Annotated in this window: 23 protein-coding genes; 11 read left to right on the top strand and 12 right to left on the bottom strand. The window is 62.0% G+C overall.

What is annotated here, in order from left to right:
• Nucleotides 1-9: 9 nt before the first annotated feature.
• Entirely contained in the window at nt 10-657 is a 648-nt protein-coding gene (locus tag AB8A38_RS04260; RefSeq protein WP_068736626.1) for an alpha/beta hydrolase, read from the bottom strand.
• A gap of 277 nt (nt 658-934) precedes the next feature.
• Between AB8A38_RS04260 and AB8A38_RS04265 the strand changes: the two genes are divergently transcribed.
• The 8 genes from AB8A38_RS04265 to AB8A38_RS04300 all read left to right on the top strand — a co-directional run bounded on the left by AB8A38_RS04265 (nt 935) and on the right by AB8A38_RS04300 (nt 8,766).
• Nucleotides 935-2,143: a cysteine desulfurase family protein gene (locus AB8A38_RS04265; protein ID WP_439085090.1), complete on the top strand. Its 1,209-nt coding sequence runs from the start codon at nt 935-937 to the stop codon at nt 2,141-2,143.
• Nucleotides 2,144-2,251: 108 nt separating this feature from the next.
• Nucleotides 2,252-3,733: a Fe-S cluster assembly protein SufB gene (gene sufB / locus AB8A38_RS04270; protein WP_315842322.1), complete on the top strand. Its 1,482-nt coding sequence runs from the start codon at nt 2,252-2,254 to the stop codon at nt 3,731-3,733.
• Between the two features lie 155 nt (nt 3,734-3,888).
• Nucleotides 3,889-4,647, top strand: coding sequence for a Fe-S cluster assembly ATPase SufC (gene sufC, locus AB8A38_RS04275; RefSeq protein ID WP_439085091.1), 759 nt, complete (start codon nt 3,889-3,891; stop codon nt 4,645-4,647).
• 11 nt (nt 4,648-4,658) lie between these two features.
• Nucleotides 4,659-5,978, top strand: coding sequence for a Fe-S cluster assembly protein SufD (gene sufD, locus AB8A38_RS04280; RefSeq protein WP_439085092.1), 1,320 nt, complete (start codon nt 4,659-4,661; stop codon nt 5,976-5,978).
• Nucleotides 5,975-7,222 carry a cysteine desulfurase gene (locus AB8A38_RS04285; protein ID WP_439085093.1) on the top strand — a complete coding sequence of 416 codons (1,248 nt, stop codon included), beginning with the start codon at nt 5,975-5,977 and terminating at the stop codon, nt 7,220-7,222. Before sufD ends, AB8A38_RS04285 begins: the two co-directional genes overlap by 4 nt.
• Nucleotides 7,219-7,620, top strand: a complete 402-nt coding sequence (locus tag AB8A38_RS04290; RefSeq protein WP_410001801.1) for an SUF system Fe-S cluster assembly protein — start codon at nt 7,219-7,221, stop codon at nt 7,618-7,620. The genes AB8A38_RS04285 and AB8A38_RS04290 overlap by 4 nt, the downstream gene beginning before the upstream one ends.
• A 61-nt stretch (nt 7,621-7,681) precedes the next feature.
• The gene (locus AB8A38_RS04295) at nt 7,682-8,092 is read left to right on the top strand and encodes a HesB/IscA family protein (RefSeq protein ID WP_120289422.1); all 411 of its coding nucleotides are present in this window, start codon (nt 7,682-7,684) and stop codon (nt 8,090-8,092) included.
• Between the two features lie 197 nt (nt 8,093-8,289).
• Entirely contained in the window at nt 8,290-8,766 is a 477-nt protein-coding gene (locus AB8A38_RS04300; RefSeq protein ID WP_439085094.1) for a TfoX/Sxy family protein, read from the top strand.
• Between the two features lie 139 nt (nt 8,767-8,905).
• Here the strand turns inward: AB8A38_RS04300 and AB8A38_RS04305 are convergent, their stop codons facing one another.
• The 5 genes from AB8A38_RS04305 to AB8A38_RS04325 form a co-directional block, all read right to left on the bottom strand.
• Nucleotides 8,906-9,973, bottom strand: coding sequence for a GGDEF domain-containing protein (locus AB8A38_RS04305; protein ID WP_184516910.1), 1,068 nt, complete (start codon nt 9,971-9,973; stop codon nt 8,906-8,908).
• Between the two features lie 122 nt (nt 9,974-10,095).
• On the bottom strand, nt 10,096-11,601 hold the full coding sequence (locus AB8A38_RS04310) for a DEAD/DEAH box helicase (RefSeq protein ID WP_439085095.1): 1,506 nt from the start codon (nt 11,599-11,601) through the stop codon (nt 10,096-10,098).
• Between the two features lie 377 nt (nt 11,602-11,978).
• Complete coding sequence (locus AB8A38_RS04315) at nt 11,979-13,355, bottom strand: MFS transporter (protein WP_439085096.1); 1,377 nt, start codon at nt 13,353-13,355, stop codon at nt 11,979-11,981.
• A 119-nt stretch (nt 13,356-13,474) separates the two neighbouring features.
• Nucleotides 13,475-14,089: a TetR/AcrR family transcriptional regulator gene (locus AB8A38_RS04320; RefSeq protein WP_315842314.1), complete on the bottom strand. Its 615-nt coding sequence runs from the start codon at nt 14,087-14,089 to the stop codon at nt 13,475-13,477.
• A 397-nt stretch (nt 14,090-14,486) separates the two neighbouring features.
• On the bottom strand, nt 14,487-14,792 hold the full coding sequence (locus AB8A38_RS04325; protein WP_315842313.1) for a hypothetical protein: 306 nt from the start codon (nt 14,790-14,792) through the stop codon (nt 14,487-14,489).
• A gap of 230 nt (nt 14,793-15,022) precedes the next feature.
• On the opposite strand from AB8A38_RS04325, the gene AB8A38_RS04330 reads away from it, so the two are divergent.
• Both AB8A38_RS04330 and AB8A38_RS04335 read left to right on the top strand, forming a co-directional pair.
• On the top strand, nt 15,023-16,522 hold the full coding sequence (locus AB8A38_RS04330; protein WP_315842312.1) for a caspase family protein: 1,500 nt from the start codon (nt 15,023-15,025) through the stop codon (nt 16,520-16,522).
• A 94-nt stretch (nt 16,523-16,616) separates the two neighbouring features.
• A complete protein-coding gene (locus tag AB8A38_RS04335) occupies nt 16,617-17,849 on the top strand; it encodes an FAD-dependent oxidoreductase (RefSeq protein ID WP_315842311.1) in 1,233 nt (410 codons plus the stop codon).
• Nucleotides 17,850-17,855: 6 nt separating this feature from the next.
• On the opposite strand, the gene AB8A38_RS04340 is transcribed toward AB8A38_RS04335, so the two are convergent.
• The 4 genes from AB8A38_RS04340 to AB8A38_RS04355 all read right to left on the bottom strand — a co-directional run bounded on the left by AB8A38_RS04340 (nt 17,856) and on the right by AB8A38_RS04355 (nt 20,768).
• A complete protein-coding gene (locus AB8A38_RS04340) occupies nt 17,856-18,626 on the bottom strand; it encodes an SDR family NAD(P)-dependent oxidoreductase (RefSeq protein WP_315842310.1) in 771 nt (256 codons plus the stop codon).
• Nucleotides 18,627-18,644: 18 nt separating this feature from the next.
• Nucleotides 18,645-19,415, bottom strand: a complete 771-nt coding sequence (locus AB8A38_RS04345; RefSeq protein WP_315842309.1) for an SDR family NAD(P)-dependent oxidoreductase — start codon at nt 19,413-19,415, stop codon at nt 18,645-18,647.
• Between the two features lie 90 nt (nt 19,416-19,505).
• On the bottom strand, nt 19,506-19,697 hold the full coding sequence (locus AB8A38_RS04350; RefSeq protein WP_315842308.1) for a hypothetical protein: 192 nt from the start codon (nt 19,695-19,697) through the stop codon (nt 19,506-19,508).
• A 102-nt stretch (nt 19,698-19,799) separates the two neighbouring features.
• Nucleotides 19,800-20,768 (bottom strand): SDR family NAD(P)-dependent oxidoreductase, encoded by a 969-nt coding sequence (locus AB8A38_RS04355; protein ID WP_315842307.1) that lies wholly within the window; start codon nt 20,766-20,768, stop codon nt 19,800-19,802.
• 136 nt (nt 20,769-20,904) lie between these two features.
• Here AB8A38_RS04355 and AB8A38_RS04360 point away from each other — a divergent pair, with 136 nt between their 5' ends.
• Nucleotides 20,905-21,501, top strand: a complete 597-nt coding sequence (locus tag AB8A38_RS04360; RefSeq protein ID WP_439085097.1) for a TetR/AcrR family transcriptional regulator — start codon at nt 20,905-20,907, stop codon at nt 21,499-21,501.
• Nucleotides 21,502-21,579: 78 nt separating this feature from the next.
• Here the strand turns inward: AB8A38_RS04360 and parE are convergent, their stop codons facing one another.
• On the bottom strand, nt 21,580-23,628 hold the full coding sequence (parE, locus tag AB8A38_RS04365) for a DNA topoisomerase IV subunit B (protein WP_439085099.1): 2,049 nt from the start codon (nt 23,626-23,628) through the stop codon (nt 21,580-21,582).
• A gap of 102 nt (nt 23,629-23,730) precedes the next feature.
• Nucleotides 23,731-24,111, bottom strand: coding sequence for a hypothetical protein (locus AB8A38_RS04370; RefSeq protein WP_439085100.1), 381 nt, complete (start codon nt 24,109-24,111; stop codon nt 23,731-23,733).
• Nucleotides 24,112-24,322: the final 211 nt, after the last annotated feature.

Genomic DNA, 24,322 nt, shown 5'->3' on the forward strand with positions numbered 1-24,322 from the left:
ATCGACGCCTCAGCGCACGTTGGCGAGACGCATGTCGAGATAGCCCGTGACCGATTCCATCAGCGGCTCGAGCTTGTTATCGAAGAAGTGATTGGCACCCGGAATGATGTGCTGATCGATCACGATGCCTTTCTGGGTCTTCAGCTTCTCGACCAGCGTGTTGACGTCCTTCGGCGGCACGACCGCGTCCTTCTCGCCATGCACGATCAGACCCGAGGACGGGCAGGGTGCAAGGAACGAGAAATCATAGAGATTAGCCGGCGGCGCGATCGAGATGAAGCCTTCGACTTCGGGGCGACGCATCAGGAGCTGCATGCCGATCCAGGCGCCAAACGAGAAACCGGCGACCCAGCAGGCGCGTGCTTCGGGATTGATGGTCTGCGCCCAGTCGAGCGCTGCAGCCGCATCCGACAACTCGCCGGTGCCGTGGTCGAATGAGCCCTGACTGCGGCCGACGCCGCGGAAGTTGAAGCGCAGCACCGAGAAGCCGCGATGCACGAAGGCGTAATAGCACTGATAAACGATCTGGTGGTTCATCGTGCCCGCGAATTGCGGATGCGGATGCAGCACCATGGCGATCGGCGCGTTCTTCTGCTTGGCCGGATGATAGCGGCCTTCAATACGGCCTGCGGGACCGGTAAAAATAACTTCGGGCATAGTGATCCTTAGGTCCCGTTCTTGGCGTGATCAGCCGGTTTCGCGCAGGGCTCGGCGAGAATGGCTCGGAGGGGACCCTGCGAGAAAAGGGCGATCGGGCACCGTCAGGTTGATGGCGGGCGGCACCGGGTGAAGTTGAGGCCGCGTTCTACCATGAGCGCAGGGGCGAAAAGCAAGCATATTGAACGTGTCGGCGGCCGTGACATGCGGTTGCCGCGGGCGCATTTGGTGAGCAATTGGGCTAAGAGAGACGGCGCGCGGCACCGGACGACGTCCGATGCGGCTGTCGAGGCTTCAAGTCCTTCAAGGTAAAACAGAATTGACCAAAGACCGGGTCTATCTCGACTGGAATGCGACGACACCGCTGCGTCCGGAAGCGCGGGCGGCGATGGTGGCCGCTTGGGATTTGGCTGGTAACCCGTCATCGGTCCATGCCGAGGGCCGTCAGGCCCGCCGGATCGTTGAGGACGCCCGTGCGGCGGTCGCAGGCGCCTTGGGCGCAGATTCGCGAAACGTCATATTCACCTCGGGCGGAACTGAAGCCAATGTAGTGGCGCTGACGCCTGGATTGGTGCGCAATCCGGGCACGCCCGTGCGGCGGCTGATCGTATCCGCGGTGGAGCACGCCTCGGTGCTGGCGGGAGGCCGCTTCGCCGCGGGAGACCTCCAGGTGCTGGGCGTGGACCGCGATGGCGTCGTGAAACCGGATGAGTTGCGGGTGCTGCTGGCCGATGGGAAGTCCGCGCTGGTTTCCGTAATGCTGGCCAACAATGAAACCGGCGCCCTTCAACCGATTCCTGAGCTTGCCGGCATCGTGCATGACGCGGGTGGCTTGCTACACGTCGATGCGGTGCAGGCGTTCGGAAAGATATCTATCAAGATCAGTGAATTGCGAGCTGATCTTCTATCAATCTCTGCGCACAAGATTGGCGGTCCCAAGGGTGTCGGCGCGCTGGTCCTGGCCAATGGTGTTGCCGGGCTTGATCCACTGCTTCGCGGCGGTGGGCAGGAACTGGGGCGTCGGGCGGGAACCGAGAATGTACCTGGAATCGCCGGCTTCGGCGCTGCCGTGACGGCCGCCATGGCGTCGCTTGATGACATGAAACGGGTCGAAAAACTGCGTCAGCGGCTTGAGGGGGGCTTGCGGCAATCCAGCAACGGACTTGTGTTCGCCCAAGATGTGCCGCGTCTGCCCAATACGGTCCTGTTCGGCGCCCCCGGATTGCGCGCCGAGACCGCCGTGATTGGATTTGATCTCGAAGGTATTGCGGTATCGTCCGGTTCCGCCTGTTCGTCTGGTAAGGTGCAGCCATCCCACGTGCTGGAAGCCATGGGTTTCGGGCCGGAGCTGACCCGGGGTGCCGTGCGTCTCAGTCTGGGCTGGTCGACCACCGAAGCGGACGTTGATCGATGCCTGGAGGCTTGGCGAAAGCTCTCGGGTACACTACTTAAACATAGCGACGAAACACAGCTTGAACGGTTCTAAGAGGGGTGATTTTCCCGCGGGAACATCGTAAAGAACCCCGACAAGCTTTGAGTTTCACGTTTCTGGATTGATCCACCGCGGTCCTTGAAACCGCGAGCGGAGGATAAAATGGCTGCCGTACAAGAGACCGTTGATCGGGTTCGCCAGATCGACGTTGATCAATATCGTTATGGATTCGAGACTGTCATCGAATCCGAGAAGGCGCCGAAGGGCCTTTCCGAAGATACCGTCCGCTACATCTCCGCCAAGAAGAACGAGCCAGCCTGGATGCTGGAATGGCGCCTTGAGGCGTATCGCCGCTGGCTGACCATGGAAGAGCCGAAGTGGGCGCGGGTCGAGTATCCGAAGATCGACTTCCAGGACATCTATTATTATTCGGCGCCGAAGCCGAAGAAGACCATCGGCTCGATCGACGAGATCGATCCCGAGATCCTCGAGACCTACAAGAAGCTCGGCATTCCGCTCCGTGAGATCGAGGCGCTGGAAGGCGTCGTGCGTCCCGAGGGAGAGCGCAGGATCGCCGTCGACGCAGTGTTCGACTCGGTATCGGTCGCAACCACATTCCAGAAAGAGCTGAAGCAGGCCGGCGTCATCTTCATGCCGATCTCGGAAGCCATCCGTGAACATCCCGATCTGGTAAAGCAGTATCTCGGCACGGTCGTACCGACCTCCGACAACTTTTACGCCACGCTGAACTCCGCGGTGTTCTCCGACGGCTCGTTCGTCTATGTGCCGCCGGGCGTGCGTTGCCCGATGGAGCTGTCGACCTATTTCCGCATCAATGAGCGCAATACCGGCCAGTTCGAACGAACGCTGATCATTGCCGACAAGGGCGCTTATGTCAGCTATCTCGAAGGCTGCACGGCGCCACAGCGCGACGAGAACCAGCTCCATGCGGCTGTCGTTGAGCTCGTCACCCATGACGATGCCGAGATCAAGTATTCGACGGTGCAGAACTGGTACCCCGGCAATTCCGAAGGCAAGGGCGGCATCTACAATTTCGTCACCAAGCGTGGTGACTGCCGCGGCGACCGCTCGAAGATTTCCTGGACCCAGGTCGAGACCGGCTCCGCCATCACCTGGAAATATCCGAGCTGCATCCTGCGCGGCGACAATTCGCGGGGCGAGTTCTATTCGATCGCGATTTCGAACGGCTATCAGCAGGTCGATAGCGGCACCAAGATGATCCATCTCGGCAAGAACACGACGAGCCGGATCATCTCCAAGGGTATCGCTGCCGGTAAATCACAAAACACCTATCGTGGCCTCGTCACCGCACATCGCAAGGCGACGAACGCGCGTAACTTCACGGCCTGTGACTCGCTGCTGATCGGCGACCAGTGCGGCGCGCATACGGTGCCGTATATCGAGGCGAAGAACGCCTCGACGCTGTTCGAGCACGAGGCGACCACCTCGAAGATCTCCGAAGACGTGCTGTTCTATTGCGTCCAGCGTGGCCTGTCGCAGGAAGAAGCCGTCGGCCTCGTGGTCAATGGTTTTGTGAAGGACGTGTTGCAGCAACTGCCGATGGAATTTGCAGTGGAAGCGCAAAAGCTGATTTCGATCTCGCTTGAGGGATCGGTGGGCTAAGTCCCGCCATCGCGGATGCCCGCACAGCGGCGCTTCCAGGATGTCGGCAAAATTGAAAGCCATCCTTAGGGGCTCGCCACGATTGGCGAGCACTCCTGCCTGAACCCGAATGCGTTCAGGCGAGGGTGACGATGATGATCAAAGGATAAAGACTGATGACCGCATTGCTTGAAGTGAAGGACCTGCAGGTTCGTGTTGAGGATCGCGAGATTCTCCATGGGCTGACGATGACCGTGAATGGCGGCGAAGTGCATGCCATCATGGGACCGAACGGTTCGGGTAAATCCACGCTCAGTCACGTCATCGCCGGCAAGCCCGGTTATGAGGTGACCGGCGGCGAGATCCTGTTCAAGGGCGAAGACCTGCTGGAGATGGAGCCCGACGAGCGCGCCGCCAAGGGCGTGTTCCTGGCGTTCCAGTATCCCGTGGAAATTCCCGGCGTGACGACGATGAACTTCCTGCGCACTGCGGTGAATGCGCAGCGCAAGGCTCGCGGCGAATCCGAATATCTGGTGCCGGACTTCCTCAGGAAGGTCCGTGAAGTTGCTGCTTCGCTGAACATTCCGATGGATATGCTGAAGCGCGGCGTCAATGTCGGCTTCTCCGGCGGTGAGAAGAAGCGCAACGAAGTGCTGCAGATGGCGCTGTTCCAGCCGAGCCTGTGCATCCTCGACGAGATGGACTCCGGTCTGGACATCGACGCGCTGCGCATCGCCGCCGACGGCGTCAATGCGTTGCGTTCGCCGGACCGCGCCATGGTGGTGATCACCCATTACCAGCGCTTGCTGAACTACATCATACCGGACCACGTCCATGTGATGTCGAAGGGCCGCGTCGTGAAGAGCGGCGGCAAGGAACTGGCGCTGGAACTCGAAGAGTCCGGTTACGCGCAGTATGAAGACGCGGCGGCCTGAGTGAGACAATCATGAATGTAGCTCTCGCAAAGACAACAACGGGCGCAGTGCTGGACGGCACATTCGCCGCTGCGCGCGGCCGGTTGCCGGGCGTCGGCACGGTGGCGGAAACGCGCCAGCAGGCGTTCGACGATTTCGCGCGTACCGGTCTGCCGACCCGGCGCATCGAAGAATGGAAATATACCGACCTGCGCAATCTGCTGCGCGACGTGGCACCGCTCGCGCCGACGCCGGATCAGGCCGCGCTGGCCCAGGCGGGCAGACTGGTCGAGGCGCTTAGCACGGGCGATACGCAGAAGCTCGTCATCGTTGATGGCGTGTTCGCGGCAGGTCTTTCCGATCTGACGTCGGGCGGCGGCGTGACGGTGCATGCGCTCAGTGCCATGCTCGACGATGCCACCAGCGCGACGCGGGCTGACCTGCTGCGCTCGCGTATTGTCGATCCGATGATCGCGCTGAATGCCGCCTTTGCGACCGATGGCATGCTGATCGATATCGCGGACGATGCTGCTCCGGCTAGGCCGCTGCACATCGTCCATGTCGCGACACGTCCGAGCGTGGCCGCATTCACACGGTCGCTGGTGCGTATCGGCAATCGCGCGCGTGTGACGCTGGTCGAAAGCTTCATCGCGACAGAATCCGCGAAGGCGTATCAGGCCCATGATACCGTAGTGATCTGGATCGGCGACGATTCCGATCTGCAACATGTGCGCGTGATGGAAGATGCCGGCGATGCAGCGAATATCGCAACGGCCATCGTCACGGTCGGTGCGCGCACCAAGTTCAACACCTTCAGCCTGACCACCGGCGGTGGCGTTAGCCGCTATCAGAGCTTCATCACGCTGGCTGGTGTGGATTCGGAGCTGTCGACCAACAGCGTTCATCTGCTGCGCGACAAGCAGCATGGCGACTGTACCTTCGTGATCGAGCATGCGGCGCCGAATTGCCTCAGCCGTGAGCTGTTCCGCGCCGTGCTCGACGATCGCGCTCATTCGGTATTCCAGGGTCGCATCAACGTCCATCAGATCGCGCAGAAGACCGACGGCAAGATGATGTCACGGGCACTGCTACTGTCCGACGAGGCCGAAATCGACAACAAGCCCGAGCTCGAGATCTTCGCTGACGACGTGCAGTGCGGCCACGGCGCGACCATTGGCGCGCTGGATGATAGCCTGCTGTTCTATCTGCGGGCTCGCGGCCTGCCGGAGAAGGCGGCACAGGCGCTGCTGATCCAGGCATTCGTGGGTGAAGCGCTGGAGTCGATCGTGAATGACGATCTGCGTGACGTCGCGATATCGGCTGCAGAGCGTTGGCTGGAGACGCGCGCATGACATTGCATCCCGCGGTCTCGAACGGGTCGTACGACGTCGCTCGCGTCCGCGAGGATTTTCCGGCGCTCGAGATGAAGGTCTATGGCAAGCCGCTGGTCTATCTCGACAACGCGGCATCGGCGCAGAAGCCCTATGCCGTGCTCGACCGCATGACCGAGGCCTACAAGTCCGAATATGCCAATGTGCATCGCGGACTGCATTACCTCGCCAATGCGGCGACTGAGGCCTATGAGGGCGCGCGCATCAAGGTGCAGCATTTCCTCAATGCCAGGCGCCCCGAGGAAATCATCTTCACCCGCAACGCCACCGATGCGCTGAACACTGTCGCGGCGGCGTGGGGCGGCGAGAACATCAAGCCGGGCGATGAAATCGTGCTCTCGATCATGGAGCACCATTCCAACATCGTGCCGTGGCATTTCCTGCGCGAGCGCCATGGCGCCGTTATCAAGTGGGCACCGGTCGATGACGAAGGCAACTTCCTGATCGACGAGTTCGAGAAGCTGCTGACCGACCGCACCAAGATCGTTGCCATCACCCAGATGTCCAATGCGCTGGGCACGCTGGTTCCGGTCAAGGACGTGGTGAAGCTCGCGCATGCGCGCGGCATTCCCGTCGTGGTTGACGGCAGCCAGGCGGCCGTGCACATGCCGGTTGACGTGCAGGACATCGACGCCGATTTCTACATCTTCACCGGCCACAAGCTGTACGGACCGACCGGCATCGGCGTGCTGTATGGCAAATATGACCGCCTGGTCGCGATGCGGCCCTATGCCGGCGGCGGCGAGATGATCCGCGAAGTGGCGAAGGAGTGGGTCACCTATGGTGATCCGCCGCACAAGTTTGAGGCCGGTACGCCCGCCATCGTCGAAGCTATCGGCCTCGGCGCTGCGATCGATTACGTCAATTCGATCGGCAAGGAGCGGATTGCCGCCCATGAGCACGACCTCCTGGCCTATGCACAGGACCGGCTGCGCGAGATCAATTCGCTGCGTATTATCGGAACTGCCAAGAACAAGGGCCCGGTGATTTCGTTCGAGATGAAGGGCGCTCACGCCCATGACGTGGCGACCGTGATCGACCGGCAGGGCGTTGCAGTTCGCGCGGGAACCCACTGCGTGATGCCGCTTCTGGAGCGATTCAATGTGACGGCCACGTGCCGTGCATCATTCGGAATGTATAATACCCGCGAGGAGGTCGACCACCTCGCACAGGCGCTGATCAAGGCACGGGAGTTGTTTGCATGAGTGACATTGCAGAAGCCAAGACGCCGGACACCACCCCCGAGACTGAGAAGCCCGCTCACATGCAGACCACCTCGGCGCTCGATCCCGCCGAAACCGAACGCTTGGGCACTGAAATCGTCGCCGCGCTGAAGACCGTGTTCGACCCGGAAATTCCGGCTGACATCTACGAGCTCGGCCTGATCTACAAGGTGGACATCAAGGACGATCGCTCCGTCCAGGTCGAGATGACGCTGACAACGCCGAACTGTCCGGCGGCCGAAGAACTTCCGACCATGGTCGAGAACGCCGTGGCCAGCGTGCCCGGAGTCGGCCTGGTCAAAGTCGAGATTGTCTGGGAGCCGACCTGGACGCCGGACCGGATGACCGACGAGGCCCGTCTCGTTCTGAATATGTGGTGAGTTGCGTCCGGTTTGCTGAATACGCCGATGGCGGCCTTGAACCGCCGAAGGGACTGAACACATGACTGAGATGACACCGAACCCGACGATACCGGCTGCCAAGCCGAAGCCGCGTCCCCGTCCACAGGTGATGCGCCTGACCGATGCCGCTGCAACGCGGATCCGGGAGCTGACGGAGCGTGCGGATTCCGAGATCGTCGGCTTGCGCGTCGGCATCAAGAATGGCGGCTGCGCCGGCCAGTCCTACACCGTTGAATATGCCCATGACATCAAGCCAACCGACGAAATCGTCGAGGACAAGGGCGTGAAGATCCTGGTCGATCCCAAGGCCGTGCTGTTCCTGCTCGGCACCGAGATGGACTACAAGACCGACCGCATGCAGGCCCAGTTCGTGTTCAACAACCCGAATCAGATCTCGGCCTGCGGCTGCGGCGAGTCCGTGCAACTGACGCCGGCGAAGATCGATGGCTGAGGCTGCGGTCGTCAGGCTCTTAAGAAGCAACACCCTTCAAGTTGAAACGCTGTCATATCCGGACCTAATCCGGGCATCCGTTTTTCTGCAGCCCTTCAAAAAGTAAGGTAGATGGCCGGATCAGGCCGGCCATGACGTGGGGAGAGCGAGCGGGTTGGGCGCTTCCGCAATCGCGCGGCTCATCCTACACTTCCTCCATGGACCGTGATTTCCTCAGTGAACTTTTCGCCGGCTTTGGCCCGGTGACGATCCGCCGGATGTTTTCCGGCTTCGGCATTTCCGCCGACGGCATCAACTTCGCGCTGGTGCTGCGCGGCGCGGTCTATCTTCGCGCCGATGAAAACTCGATCCCGCGTTTCGAGAGCGAAGGCACACAGTGCTTTCAGTACGAGATGCGCGGCAAGCTGCGGATGATCGGATCCTACTGGCAGCTGCCGGAGCGACTCTATGACGATCCCGATGAAGTCACCGAATGGGCGAGGGTCGCGCATGCCGCAGCGATCCGAGCGTCGCTGGCAAAAGCAGGCAAGAAGCGGGCAACGAAGAAAGCGACGACCGCGAAGGTCGTGAAGAAAACCGCGGCGAAAAAGAAGGTCGCCGAGAAGCCTGCGGTCAAGAAGATCGCCAGCAAGAAAGCCAGTAAAGCCGCAAAGAAGCGCAAATCCTCATCCTGAGGAGCCGTGCGCTTGCGCGGCGTCTCCCTGCGAATGGTGAAGCCATTCGCAGGGAGACGGTTACAGGAACCGGCGCGCGAGCTCATGGTTCGAGACGTGCGAAGACGCGTTCCTCGCTATGAGGACGGAGTGCGGGGCGTCACGCCACTTGAAACTGCAGCTCCGCCGAATATTCCGGATCGACTTCGCAGATCACGCGGTTGCGGCCGCTGCGCTTCGCGGCATAGAGACAGGCGTCGGCACGGCCGATGAGCGATTCCATATCGTCGCCGATCTGCAGCATCGAGACGCCGACGGAAATCGTGACGCGTCCCAGGATCTCGCCAGTCGATTTTTTCTTCAGCTCCTTTGACATCACGGCGCGGCGGATGTGATCGGCCACCGTGAGCGCCTGACGCAGTGGCGTGTTCGGCAGCACCACGGCGAATTCCTCGCCGCCATAGCGCGCGGTGATATCCTGGCCCTTGATGGTCTGCTTCAGCGACTGGCCGACAAGACGCAGCACCTGGTCGCCGGTGAGATGGCCGTAATTGTCGTTGAAGGACTTGAAGTGATCAATGTCGAGCATCAGGAGCGACAACGGTTCGCCGCGCTTCACCGCGGTATCGATTGCTGTCATCAGCGCACGGTCGAAATATTTGCGGTTGCCGAGCGCCGTGAGGGGATCGGTCAGGCTCTCGGCGCGGATCGCCTCGAGGCTCTGTTGCAGCGTGTAGACCTCGCTCTTCGAGGACAGTAGCCGTTCTTCCAGCGCCTTGTTCGTGTCGTGCACCTCACGGGTAGATTTGACGAGACTCTCGATCACGGCTTTCACCGCAGCAGGATCGTGCGCCCGCGACAAATCCTTGCTGGCACCATCCAGACTGGCATTGAAATTCGTAGTCATGCCCAGAGCATCGGTGATGAGCGCCATCACGTCGTCGATCTCGCCGATGACGCGGGCGCCCACCTGATCGATGCGATCGGTGGTTCGAATCTGTGAGAGATAAGTATCGTGGATCAGATCGAGATCGGCTTCGGTCAGGCGGCCATTGCGGGCCAGCGTTTCATTGATGACCTTGTTGAGCGCCGAATTGTAGCCAGTCGCGTAGACGTACCAGATCTCGTAGTTGCGCGGAATCGCCGTCTGGCGCAGCGATCGGATTTGGCCCAGCGCGACTTCGGCAAAGGCCAAAGTCCGCTCTTGTTCGTCCAGGATTCCGGTCACGTTCTGTGCCCTCGCGGACGGCGGGTATACGCCGTCCTCTGAAATGCAAATTTGTTAAAATATCGCATTCAGATTAGGGGACGAGAGTGAACGGCAAGTAAACGTTCCCGGCGCCATACTACCTATGCGCGTGCTCTGACCGGACGCAACAGGAAGGCCGGCAGGTGCGAATGATCTGCCGGCTCGTTGTCCTCGCGGCGTGGGCGCGGGGCTTCGGCACGGCCGATCGAGGGCGGACGTTGCGGCTGCGGAGCGGCGGCCACCGGTGCTGCGAAAGCGGCCTCCGCGGGTTGCGGCTGCGGGCTGCGCTCGCCGCCTTCCGAACGACCACCTTCACGGCGCGGGCCACGCTCACGGCGCGGCTTGCGATCACGTCCGCCTTCGCGGGGCTGATCGTTGCGGCTGCCGCGCGGATGTTCGGCATTGGCTTCGCGATTGCCGGTGCGGTTGCGCGACTGGCGCGACGCCTCGGCGGTTTCGCCTTCGACAGGCTCGGAGATCGCTATGGAGGTTTCGACCTTGGGGATCGACTGGCCAATCAGTTTTTCGATCGCCAGCATGGATTTCTGGTCGGATGGGCACACCAGCGAGATCGCGGAGCCGGTGCGGCCGGCGCGGCCGGTACGGCCGATGCGGTGCACGTAGTCGTCGGAATGATGCGGCACGTCGAAATTATAGACGTGGCTGACGGCAGGAATATCGAGGCCGCGGGCGGCGACGTCGGAAGCCACCAGGATCGGCAGCTCGCCCTTGCGGAACTGGTCCAGCGCGGCCGTGCGGGCCGACTGCTCCATGTCGCCATGCAGGGCGCCGACACTGAAACCGTGCTTCTGGAGCGACTTGGCGAGCAACGCGACTTCACGCTTGCGGTTGCAAAAGATGATCGCATTCTTGAGGTCGGTGGCTTCGCGAAGAAGGGCCCGGAGCACTTCGCGCTTCTCGTGCGGCTCGCGGCCGACGGCCACTTGCGACTGGGTCACGGTGACAGCGGTGGAGGCGGGCTTGGAGACTTCGATCTTCACCGGATTATGCAGGAAGGTCTCGGTGACGCGGCGGATTTCGGCGGGCATGGTCGCCGTAAAAAAGAGGGTCTGACGGGTGAACGGCACCAGCTTGCAGATGCGTTCGATGTCGGGGATGAAGCCCATGTCCAGCATGCGGTCGGCTTCGTCGATGACCAGCAATTCGACGCCGGTGAGAAGCAGTCCACCACGTTCGGTATGGTCGAGCAGGCGCCCCGGCGTGGCGATCAAGACGTCAACGCCGCGGGTCAATTTGGTATCCTGGTCGCCGAACGAGACGCCGCCGATGAGCAGGGCCACATTGAGCTTCTGGCCGACGCCGTATTTGTCGAACTGCTCTTTGACCTGTGCGGCGAGTTCGCGGGTCGGTTCGAGAATGAGCGTGCGGGGCATGCGGGCGCGGGCTCGGCCCTTTTCCAGCATGGTCATCATCGGGAGAACGAAGGCAGCGGTTTTGCCGGTGCCGGTCTGGGCGATGCCGAGCACGTCTTTACGCGCCAGCACATGAGGAATCGCCTGTTCCTGAATGGGGGTTGGGGTGGTGTAACCGGTGGCCGCAACGGCGGCGAGAACCTTGTCGGACAGGCCGAGATTGGAAAAGGACATTGAGCCTCTGTATGGGGGCATGATCTGATCCGGTATCCGGATGATCACAGTTCGGAATCACGCCTCAGGTGGAAACCGCCGCTTGGATTCTCGGAGAATACTGCAGCGCTTATCCCCGGAGCGGCACGCAAACATGCACGGAGATCGCTGGGCGCTGACAGGCGGCTTACTCAAGATATCGCGCTTCGATACCGGGCCGCGTCGAGCCGGAACATAGGCCGGAATCGGCCAAAGTCAATCCGCCACACCCTGGAACATCCCAAAAAGCTTAATGTTTTAGCGGAAAAGGGCCAAAACCGGGATATTGGCGGGGGCTTGGGGCCCCGCCGGACGGCCGCTACCCGACGTCGCGTGTGACGTCGATGCAACGCTGACCGCTAGTCGACCGGCCTGCGTTCGCGGCCGGGTGGACCGGCAATGGCGATGAGCGCGCTGCTCAGCAACAGCGCGGTCGAGATCACCGTGAACATCGCGATCGCACCGTAGCTGCCGAGCAGCGGCAGCAGCGCGATCGGTACCAGCGCCGATACGACGCGGCCGAGGCCCCATGCGCCAGCGGTGGCCGAGGCGCGCAGATGCGTCGGCAGCAGTTCGACAGCGTAGAGGCTAAGCACGGCGCTGTAGACGGCACTGGCGAGGTTGAACACGATTCCGGTGACGATGAGCGGCGTCAGCACCGTGCTGACAGCGAAAGTCAGCCCGGTTGCGATCATCACCACGGCACAGGCGACCAGAGCGAGGCGCCGCGGGATACGATCGACGAAGGCCGATGCCGCCGCGATGCCGATCGATGGACCGAACATTGTGAGTCCAGCGAACAGCAGGGACTCGCTGACATGAAATCCCTTCTGCACCATTACAGCGGCGCTGAGCAGCGGGAAACCGATCGTGGCCCAGGGTCCGAGTACATAGAGCGCGGCAAGGAGTGCTGTGCGCCGCAGGCTGATCTGATCGCGGGCGAGCGCTCGGAAGCCGCTGGATCTGGTCGCAATAGTTTCAGGAGCGGAGATCGCTGGCGGTGATGGCTGACGCGCGGATGCCTCGAAGCGACGGCAGGCGGCATCGGCCTCGGCGTCGCGTCCGACCGATGCGAGCCAGCGCGGCGATTCCGGCACCAGGAAGAACAACAGGGCTGTCAGGGTCGAGCACGCGCTGCCGAAGATCAAAGCCCAGCGCCAGCCTTCGATGCCCCATGGCGCGATGGGCGTCAGCCAGCGGATCATCAGGATGATCGCCGGTGCGCCGAGAAAGGCGAGCGCGCCGCACAGCATCATCAGGAGGCCGCGGCGCCGGGGCGGCAGCAGGTCTGACAGATAGGCTGATGTCAAAGGCGGATAGCCGCCGATGGCGAGGCCGGAGATGAAGCGGAAGGCCGTCATGGTTGCCACATCGCGACTGGCGGCGACGGCGAGCGAACTTAGCGCCAGGACGGCAAGCGCGCTCTGCAGCGCGATCTGGCGGCCATAGCGATCCGCAATCCAGCCGAACACAGGCGCACCAACGGCGCCGCCGGCAAACACCGATGCCAATAACAGCGAGAGCTCGCCGCGCGAGATGCTGTAAGGCGGTGCGAGGAAGATGCCGGAAAAGGCGTTGCTGAGCGCCACTTCGGCAATGTCAGCGAACAGGCCGAAGGCACAGAGCGCGAATATGCCGAGGTGAAGCGGTGAGACCGGCAGCCCGTCCAGGCGTGCCGCAATAGTCGGCACGGCTGCGCTCGCTGGCGCCCCGTGCGTCCGCACCTGGTCGTTCATCTGAAGCCCCGCATCTCACAGCGGCAACGCGATGCGCGTCATCCGCAGCCCGCGCGGACCATATGTCGATGCAACGCGATGAGTCGAGAGGAGGGTATGTGGCGGCGAACCGCAGCGCCTCAGATCTGCGTCGGCGTTGCCGCGCAGCCATACAGGATCATCTCGCAGGTCTGGCGATAGCGCGCCGAGAAGTCATTCGCTGCGATCGGAGGGAGTGCCTGGTTGACAGCCCGTCCGCCGTCGGCCAGCGCTTGCGCGATCTGTGCGGCCGTAAAACGGCCGGTCAGGATCAGCAGCTTGTTATAGTGGAAATCGACGATCAGCTTTTCCAGCTCGGCCTGGAAGGTGATGGCGGACTCGATCATGAGATCGCGACAGCGCCGAAAGGCTTCCGCATTGAGTTCGACGGTATGCGGTGAGAAGGTCAGCATCCGGCGGGTCTCGCCGTAGCGCAGATCGACGATCGTGGCCAGAATGTCGAGTGCGCTGCCGCCACTTTCGCGGACCTTCTTGCCGGCTTCCAGCGCCTGCGCGACTGCAACCTCGTTTCGATGGGCGACCCCGGCACGAAACGCTTCTTCCTTGTTGCTGAAATAGTAATAGAGCGCGCGCTGCGTGAAGCCGCACTCTCTCGCGAGACCGACCATCGACAGGCCGGCATAGCCGTGGTCGAGAAATGCCTTGTTGACCCGAAGCAGCAACTCGTGCCCGGGCGTAATCATCTTCTTTGCCATTGGTCGTCAGGTATCCAGTCGTAGCAGGCTTCGGGCGGGTGATTAAAACTGCCTGAAATCTTACAGTCTAAAAAATCCCATCCTCAAATCGCCAAGCTACGAGGAACGCAAAGTTCCTGAAGCGCGCTTCCTGACGTTGGTTGCCTGTAGCAGGAGTAGCGGTTTGACCAGCTAGCTCCCCGGATCTAGTCCGAACCTTGATATGTCGCTTAGCATAGTTCAGGGCAAACATGTCGAGGATTTGCCCTGAATCCTTTATCCACAGGACTTCGCGAGATTTAGTGCGCCGTCACTTAGCTCGTTGGTGCGCTCGCCAGCCACGGTTGGCGCATGTCCGTACAAGTTTACCGAATCAGGCCTATCGGCCGGCGTCCGAGGAGATTGTACCAGCGCTGGATCACTTGCCGTAGGTGCCAAGTTGCATGCCGAGATTCTGCATCACGAAAGCATTCATGCGCAGATGCACCTCGCTACCGCTCTGTAGGCGGGCGTCGATCTCATAGGTCGCGGGGTCGACCTGGCGAATAGCGATGATCTGGGTAATGGCCAACACGTCCGGTGTGGTCTGCGCCGGTTTGGCGGCCACCGGTGCGTGTTTTGGTTTGGCGGTCGGTGCAGGCTTGGCTGCAGGAGCGGGGGCTGCATCCTGGGCGAGTGCGATGGTAGGAAGCAGCAGTGCGGCTGCGAGGATCAGTGACTTCACGTCGATCTCCTGACTTTGATTTGGCTCGGGCTAATGGAGATTAAGGCAGAATTTGTGGCAGCGGCTCCGCAATGTGAGGGCAGATGATCTGCTTGTGTGGGCAAGACAAAATTACCTGTAACGGCTAGACCTCGGTTTGAACCGGCCGCCGTTTTGCCTCGACCAAGGCAGACAATCACGCGGTCGAGCCAGCATAGAGATAAATGCGCTGGCGGGGCGGGGATAGAACAATGCGACGGCTTTTGATCCTGCTGGCGGCGCTGGCGGCGGCAGCACTTTCGGCGGCGCCGGCTTTTGCTGGGAAACGCGTGGCACTGGTGATCGGCAACAACGACTACCGCAACGTGCCGAAGCTGCAGAAGGCTGTGAACGATGCCCGCAGCATGGGCGATGCCCTCAAGAGTCTCGGCTTCAGCGTCATGGTGGCCGAGAACCAGACCCGGCAGGCCTTTAGTCAGTCGTTGCTCGCTTTCGATTCGACGGTCGAAAAAGGCGACACAGCCTTTTTCTTTTTTGCTGGCCACGGCTTCGAGATCGCCGGCCAGAATTTCCTGCTGCCGACGGACGTTCCTGCCGCCACCGAGGGTCAGGAAGAATTGGTGCGTGACTCCGCAATCCTTGCCGACCGTATCGTGACGCGCCTGCAGATGCGCGGCGCGCGGACGTCGATTCTGGTGTTCGATGCCTGTCGCAACAATCCATTCGAGCGCGCTGGCACACGTGCGGTGGCCGGCAGCGGCGGCCTCGCCCCGATGACGACGCTCCCGGAAGGCGTCTTCTCGATCTTCTCTGCAGGACCGCGGCAGACCGCGCTGGATCGTTTGTCGAACAACGACACCGATCCGAATTCGGTTTTCACACGCACGTTCATCAAGGAGTTGCAGGAGCCATCGCTGAACCTCGTGCAGGTCGCGCAGCGCACCCGGCGGACCGTCAGCGAGATGGCAGAGACCGTGAAGCACCGTCAGGTGCCTGTGTATTTCGACCAGATGGTCGATGACGTCTTTCTCAATGGTGTGGCGCTCAAGCAGGCCGATGCGCGGCCGGCCGAACCGCTGCAGCAGGTCGCTGCGCTGCCGCCTGTCAACGTTCCGCAACTGCCGCCGGCCAACGATGCGGTGAATGCGCCGATCGCCAGCTTCTCGCGTCACAATGGTGGCTGGACCGTGATGTTCTCGATCGCCGATCCGACGCTGGGCATCTCCTGGCGGATGGGCGAGGCAGGTAGCTTCCGCGAGACCGGCTTCATGGACACGCTCGATCCGCGCACGCGCAAGCGGATGCCGAATCCGGCGATCCAGCTCGATGCTGATGCGGCGGCGGCGACAATCTATCTGCGTTACATCGACGCGAACGGCGAGATGCAGGGGCCGTTTCCGATCCGCTTCGATCCGGAGGCTGCGCTGGTTCGTGATCAGCGCAAGATTCTCGACATGACGGCGGGGAGCTGGCTTGCTTTCGGCGGCTACAACACACCGTTGATGTACTATACGCACCTGATGTCGTATCGCTGTGCCATCCGCGAAGCCCGTGTAGGTATTGACAGTGCCATGCCGGACAAGGTTCTGAAATTCCCGCCTTGCGATCTGCACGACCCGATCGCGACACCATCTGGCGCGGAACCCTACCTCAAGATCCCTGCGACCACGAAGTTTGTTTCAGTCGAACTGACTTTCCGCGACGGCAGCGTATCGGAAATCAAGAGCTTTCGACGCTCTGGAAATCGATGAGCATGATCGATACCGCCCTGCGAACCACGGCATTTCGACTATCGCGAGCTCGCATTCCTTGATCAAAAAATCCGGCTCGCCGGAGGAGAAGCGAATGACGACAGGCGCGAACGAGAGCTCTCTGACCACGCGCTGCTGCATCGTTGGCGGCGGCCCTGCCGGGATGATGCTCGGCTATCTGCTCGGCCGCGCCGGCATCGACACGATTGTCCTTGAGAAACACGCGGATTTCTTTCGCGATTTCCGCGGCGACACCGTGCATCCATCGACGCTCCAGGTGATGGACGAGCTTGGCCTGATCGACGACTTCCTGAAGATCAAGCACGACCGTATCCAGAAAATGGACGGGTTCTTCGGAACGCATAAGCTACGTATCGCCGACATCAGCCGCACCAGCGCGAAATATCCGTTCATCGCCTTCATGCCGCAGTGGGATTTCCTCAATTTCCTGCGCGACAAGGCACAACGCTATCCGCATCTCAAGGTGATGATGAACACCGAGGCAACCGATCTCATCTGGTCGGGCGCGCAGGTGGCCGGCGTCAAGGCCATCACGGAGCAGGGCCCGGTCGAGATCCATGCCGATCTGACCGTGGCCTGCGATGGCCGACATTCGATCGTGCGACCGGCGGCGAAGCTGGAGGTCGAAGACATCGGTGCGCCGATGGACATCTTGTGGTTTCGCGTCGGCAAGGGCCCGGAGACCGAAAGCGTGTTCGCGCGGCTTGAGCCCGGCAAGATGATGGTGACCATCGATCGCGGCGACTACTGGCAATGCGCTTACGTGATCGCCAAGGGGCGCTATGAGGAGATCAAGGCGCGCGGACTAGAGGCTTTTCGTGCCGAGACGTCACGTCTGGCGCCGACCCTGGGCGCGCATATCGGTGACCTCACGAGCTGGGATGACGTCAAGCTCCTGACCGTGGCGATCAATCGGCTGACGCGTTGGACCCGGCCGGGGCTGTTGTGCATTGGCGACGCCGCGCATGCGATGTCGCCGGTTGGCGGCGTCGGTGTGAACATTGCGGTTCAGGATGCCGTCGCGACTGCCAACCTGCTGGCGGCGAAGCTTGCAAAGGGACCAGTGACCGAGGACGATCTCGACGCCGTACGGCGCCGCCGCGAATTCCCAATGCGCGCGACACAGGGCATGCAGGTCGTGATGCAGAACAACATTATCAGCCGGGCGCTGGCTCCCGGCGGTCAGCCGCTGACGCCGCCGCTGATCATGCGTCTCGTCAGTGCGTTTCCGCCGCTGCAGGGATTGACCGCGCGCTTCCTGGCCATTGGCGTACGACCGGAGCACGTACAGTCGCCGGAAGCGTAGGAGAGGCTATCCCTGCACCGAGAAGCCGCCGTCCACGGGGATTGCCGTTCCGGTGACGAAGTCCGACGCGCGCGACGACAGGAACACCGCAATGCCCGCGAAATCACCTGATGCGCCCCAGCGGCCGGCGGGTGTTCGTGCCAGGACCTTGTCATGCAGGCCGTCGATTTCACGGCGCGCATTCTGCGTCAGTTCGGTATCGATCCAGCCCGGCAGAACGGCGTTGCACTGAATATTGTGAGGCGCCCAGGCGACGGCGCAGGAGCGGGTGAACTGCACTATGCCGCCTTTGCTGGCGGCATAGGCCGGCGCGAAAGACGCGCCGAAGATCGACAGCATCGAGCCGATATTGATGATCTTGCCGCCGCCCGCGGCCTTCATCGCCGGATGCGCCGCTTGCGAGCAGACGAAGGCGCTGGTGAGATTGGTCTTGATCACGCTGTCCCATTCGTCGAGCGCGATTTCGTGTGGCGGCTTGCGGATGTTGATGCCGGCATTGTTGATGAGGATATCGATGCGCCCGAGTTCTTTCAGCACGCCGGCGATCATTCCCTCGACAGCGGCCTTGTCGGTCACATCGGCTGCAATCGCGACGGCTTTTGCGCCGCTCGCGGTTAGTTCCGCCACAGCGTCCTTGGATTTGGTCTGGTTACGCCCGACCACGGCGATGGTGGCGCCAGCCTGCGCCAGACCCCGCGCCATGCCGAGTCCGATGCCGCCATTGCCGCCGGTGACGATGGCCACTTTGCCAGAGAGATCGAACAGTCCTGCGGTCATGGTGTTGTCCTCATTGCATCAGCCTTGAACTGAAAAACCGCCATCGACCGTGAGCGCGGCGCCATTGACGAAGTCGGAAGCCCGGCTGGCCAGGAACACGGCCGCGCCCGCAAGATCATCAGGCCTGCCCCATCGCTGCGCCGGTACACGCCCGAGAATGCGATCGTGCAGTTCGGGCCGGATGTCCCTGGCGCGTTTGGTCAGGTCGGTATCGATCCAGCCAGGCAGAATGGCGTTGGACTGGATGTTGTCCGCAGCCCAGGCAGTCGCCAGCGCGCGGGTGAATTGCAGGATGCCGCCTTTGCTTGATGCGTAGTTCGCCGCGCCGCCGGCGCCGAGCGTGGCCAACACTGAGGCGATATTGATGATCTTGCCGCGGCCTGCGGCTTTCATCGCCGGGTAGACAGCCTGCGCGCAGATCAAAGGCGCGGTCATGTTGACGTCGATGACCTTCTGCCAGTCGGCCAGCGCCATGTCTTCGATCGGCGCGGAGATGCTGATGCCGGCATTGTTGACGAGGATGTCAATGCGGCCGAACGCGTTCAACGTTGCGGACACCATCTGTGCGACAGACTTGGCGTCGGTGACGTCAATCGTCAGCGCGAGTACGGAATGTCCGGACTTCTCGAGTTCGGCTTTTGCCTGCGCGGCATTATCGCTGTTGCGATCAGCGATCGCGAGGGTGGCACCGGCATTCGCGAGCCCGCGCGCCATACCGAGGCCAATGCCGGTATTGCCGCCGGTGACTATGGCGACCCTGCCGGTGAGATCGAAGGGATTGCTGGTCAAGATGTCCGCCCCGCATGATTGTTCCTGACGCGTTCTGTGGCGCGTCTGGGATGGATCATCGCAAGACTGGCGGGAAGATGGAAGAGGGCGTCAGCGCCGCGCGAGACCGAGTCCTATCAGGCCGACGCCGACCGCGGCGAGAGCTGCGCCGTAATAGACCCACTGCATCTGGCTGATCATGAAGCTGGATTTCGGCCAGTTCACGAACCCGGTGCCCTGGCCGATCCAGAGGGTGCCGATGAGGAATGCGAGAATGCCGAGGGTGAGGAATGGTGCGCGCATGGGATAGATACAATGAACGGAGCCAAAGGTTTCAAGCGCCAGCTGCGGCGGTGACGAGCCAACTGTTGGCTCGTCGCCGCTGTTCATTCTCGATAGGCGCGATCAGAAGCGCTCGCCAACCATTTCCTCACTCTTGGCCCATAGCGCCTTGGCGCGTTCGGCATCGAGCGCGTAAGCGCGCACGCCTTCGCTGGCCGGATTGATCAGCCCGTCGACGATCTCCGAGACGTGGCAGTTCTCGCAATAGCGGCCGCCGATCTCGTCCGCGCTGGCGACCACGCCGGCCCACACCGAAGTTGCAGCGCCTTGCGGAATGGTCTTCCATTGAAACAGCGGTTTACCCTCGGCAGCAAGCTCAGCATTGATGCCGTCGAGCATGGCATCGATCGTTGCTTCGCCCATATGGCGGCCGAGTTCTGTCTTGATGCCGCCGGGATGCAGTGCGGTGGCACGCACGCCACGTGCCCGGTGCCGCCGGTCGAACTCGACGGCGAACAGGATGTTGGCGGTTTTCGAACGGCCGTAGCCGATGAACGGCTCGTAGGAGCCCTTGGTGAAGTTGGGATCATCGAGATCGACGTCGGCGAAGCGATGGCCGGACGAGGCGACGTTGACCAATCGCGCGGTAGGCGACAGCAGTGACGCGATACGGTTGACCAATACGAAGTGACCGAGATGGTTCGTGCCGAACTGGGTCTCGAAGCCGTCCACGGTGAGGCCGAATGGCGGCGCCATCACGCCGGCATTGGCGATCACCAGGTCGAATGGGCGGCCCGCCGCGACCAGCGCGTCGGCGCAGGCGCGGACACTGGCCAGCGAGCCGAGATCGAGTGCGATCAGTTCGAGGCCACCACCGGCGGCGGCATCGGCGCGCACTTGTGCGGTCGCAGCTTCCGCCTTGGCGAGATCGCGGGCTGCTCCAACCACCTGCGCGCCCCTGGCAGCAAGGCTGCGCGCCGTCTCGACGCCGAGCCCGGCCGAGACGCCGGTGACCAGAATGCGCTTGCCGCGGAGATCGACGCCGGCAAGGACATCGTCGGTGGTGGAAGTGGCATTGAAAGGTGCAGCCATGGAGAACTCCTTATGTTGGGCACGACGCGCCTCCGAGCCGATCGAGCCTTGTCGAACCGCGCTTTGAGAGTATAAGTGGAGGCCGCCTCCGTTTAAATACGGAGGCTCCCTCCGCTTATCAAGGAGTGACCGTAAAATGGCACAGGAGGCCAAACCGAAAGCCGTTCGCGGACCCCGGATCGACGCCCAGCGCAACCGTCAACGATTGCTGGAAACGGCAAAGGCGACATTCGCTGAAAAGGGGGAGGCCGCCGGTCTTGAGGAGATCGCGCGGCTCGCGGGCGTTGGAATCGGGACGTTGTATCGCCACTTCCCGACCCGTGACGCGCTGGTCGAGGCGGTCTACCGCGACGAGACCCAGCGACTTGCCGAAGCCGCCGCAGAACTTGCCGCCACCCATCCCCCGGTGGAAGCCTTGCGCGCCTGGATGCGAATCTTCGTCGATCACATAGCGACCAAGCAATTGATGGCGGGCGTGCTGGGCTCGATTGTCGGCGGCACGTCGGACCTCTATGCGGATGCTGGCGCGCAGATCAAAACTGCGATGGCCATGCTGGTCGACCGCGCCGTTGCCGATGGCTACATCCGCCTTGATCTCGATCCGCTCGACATGTTGCGGGCGCTGGCCGGCGTGGCCAATGTCAGCGCCGGCCCGAACTGGGAAGCCAGCGCGAAGCGGCTGGTCGATATCCTGATCGCTGGCGTACGCACGCCGAGCCGCGAGGGACGGTGACTACGCAGGGAATAAAAGATCGCTCCCGGCACGCGCCGGATGATTTCTGAAGCGTGAGCGCGTCCGAGAAACGAGCTCTTAGACGTCCAGCAATTCCTCGTTGGCGAATTCGGCCTTATCCGAAATGAACGCAAAGCGCGCTTCCGCCTTGGTGCCCATCAGGCGCTCAACGGAGTCGGCAGTGCCGTCGCGGTCTTCCGGCAGCAGCTGCACGCGCAGCAAAGTGCGGCGCGCCGGGTCCATGGTGGTTTCCTTCAGCTGCGCCGGCATCATTTCGCCGAGGCCTTTGAAGCGGCCGACGTCGACCTTGGCATTGGCGTTGAATTCGCTTTTCAGCAACGCATCCTTGTGTGCGTCGTCGCGCGCATAGACGGTCTTGCTGCCATGGGTGAGGCGGTAGAGCGGCGGCACCGCGAGATAGAGATGCCCTTCATCGATCATCTTCGGCATCTGCCGGTAGAAGAAGGTGATCAGCAATGACGCGATGTGAGCGCCGTCGACATCGGCATCGGTCATGATGATGATGCGTGAATAGCGCAGGTCTTCTTCGCGGTAATGCGCGCCGGTGCCGGCGCCGATTGCCTGCATCAGGTCTGATATCTGCGCGTTGGCCGTCAGCTTTTCCTTGGTCGCCGAGGCGACGTTGAGGATCTTGCCGCGGAGCGGCAGGATCGCCTGCGTCTTGCGATCGCGCGCCTGCTTGGCGCTGCCACCTGCCGAGTCGCCCTCGACGATGAACAGTTCGGAGCCCTCGGTGGCCGTGTTGGTGCAGTCGGCGAGCTTGCCGGGCAAGCGCAGCTTCTTCACCGCGGTCTTGCGCGAGGTTTCCTTTTCGGCGCGGCGGCGCAGACGCTCGTCGGCGCGCTCGAGCACGAATTCGAGCAGCTTGTTGGCCTGCACGGGATTGCCGGACAGCCAGTGGTCGAACGGATCCTTGATGGCCTGTTCGACGATCTTCTGGGCTTCGGCGGTGGCGAGACGATCTTTGGTCTGGCCCTGGAATTCCGGCTCGCGCACGAATACCGAGAGCATCACGGCGGCGCCGACCATCACGTCTTCCGAGGTGATGGTGCCGGCGCGCTTGCCCTGGCCGACGCGCTCGGCGTGGTCCTTCAACCCGCGCAGCATGGCGCTGCGCATGCCGGCTTCATGGGTGCCGCCATCGGGCGTCGGCACGGTGTTGGTATAGGACGACATGAAGCCGTCGGCGTCCGCGGTCCACGCCACAGCCCATTCGCAGGCGCCATGGGCGCCGTTGCGGCCAGACTTGCCGGAGAAGATTTCCGGGTGCACCAGCGTATCGGCATGGATCGCCGCGGCAAGATAGTCCTTGAGGCCGCCGGGGAAGTGGAATTCGTCCTCGGCCGGAGTGTCCTCGAGGCCCTTGAGCAGTTCCGGATCGCACTTCCAGCGGATCTTCACGCCGCCGAACAGATAGGCCTTGGAGCGTGCCATCTTGAACAGGCGCTGCGGCTTGAAGGCTGCCTTGGCGCCGAAGATGTCGGTATCCGGCTTGAAGCGCACGCGGGTGCCGCGGCGGTTATGAACCTTGCCGAGATCCTCAAGCTTGCCCTGTGGAATGCCGCGGGCGAACGTCATCTTGTAGAGCTGCTGGTTGCGCGCGACCTCGACCTCGAGCAGCGAGGAGAGGGCGTTGACCACGGAGACACCGACGCCGTGCAGACCGCCTGATGTCTCGTAGACCTTGGAGTCGAATTTGCCGCCGGCATGCAGCGTGCACATGATGACTTCGAGGGCAGACTTCTTCGGATGTTTCGGATGCGGATCGACCGGGATGCCGCGGCCGTTGTCCGACACCGACAGGAAGCCGTCGGCGGTGAGTTCCACCTCGATGAAGGTCGCATGGCCGGCCAGCGCCTCGTCCATCGAGTTGTCGATCACTTCGGCGAACAGGTGATGCAGCGCCTTTTCATCGGTGCCGCCGATATACATGCCCGGGCGACGCCGGACCGGCTCGAGGCCTTCGAGGACCTCGATGTCCGCGGCCGTATAGCCGTCTTCGGCATTAGCGGAGCGGGTGGACGCCTTCGGTGCCGCAGCCGATTTTGGCGCGCTGGCGCTACCAAAAAGATCAGCTTTTACGTTTGATTTCTGTGCCTTGGCCATATGTCTTAAAGTTTTGTCTCGGTTGGCGCCGCGCAAAGCGCGGCGAATCATTGCTGTGACTATGCCACGTTCAGGTTGGCAATGTGGCTGCGACCTCGGGGCTCATGCGGCCGTGCCAGAGCGCTCGGTGCGTAGCACAATCACCACGAACAGGGCCATGGCCGCGAGCATGATCAGTGAACCGATGATTGGAATAGCGATATAGGCGTGGTTGGCGAGCAGGGTGATGCCGATGCCGACGGGGAACATGATGCCGCCGACGATGTGCGTCGTGCCCTGGACCTTGGCCAGTAGCGAGCGTCCGGCCGCGGGAATCAGGCGGTAATACAACCCGAACAGGAACAGCAGCACACCGCCAACGAGGTTGAGATGCGCATGCGCGGGGCTCAGCAGGAAGTCCTGGCGAATGCCCATTACGATGCCGGCGACCATGCCGATCAGCAATACCAGCGCACTCACGCACATCATAAGCGATCCGATCATCTTCAGTCCTTCGCGTTCTTGATTTTGACAGCCGGGCGGGAAGTCAGCCCAATGGCGGTACGGAGTTACTATTGGGTAGGCCGGTCTCCGACTTTGGACGCAGAGGCCAGGAAAAGGTTCAAATTTACCGGTGAGCACCCGTACTCCGGCTATCGGCCCTCAGATGTTGTGACTTGATGTGATCGGTGCCGCCGGATTACCTGTCGCGGGC

The organism is Tardiphaga sp. 839_C3_N1_4 (assembly GCF_051811045.1).
Taxonomy (GTDB): Bacteria; Pseudomonadota; Alphaproteobacteria; order Rhizobiales; family Xanthobacteraceae; genus Tardiphaga.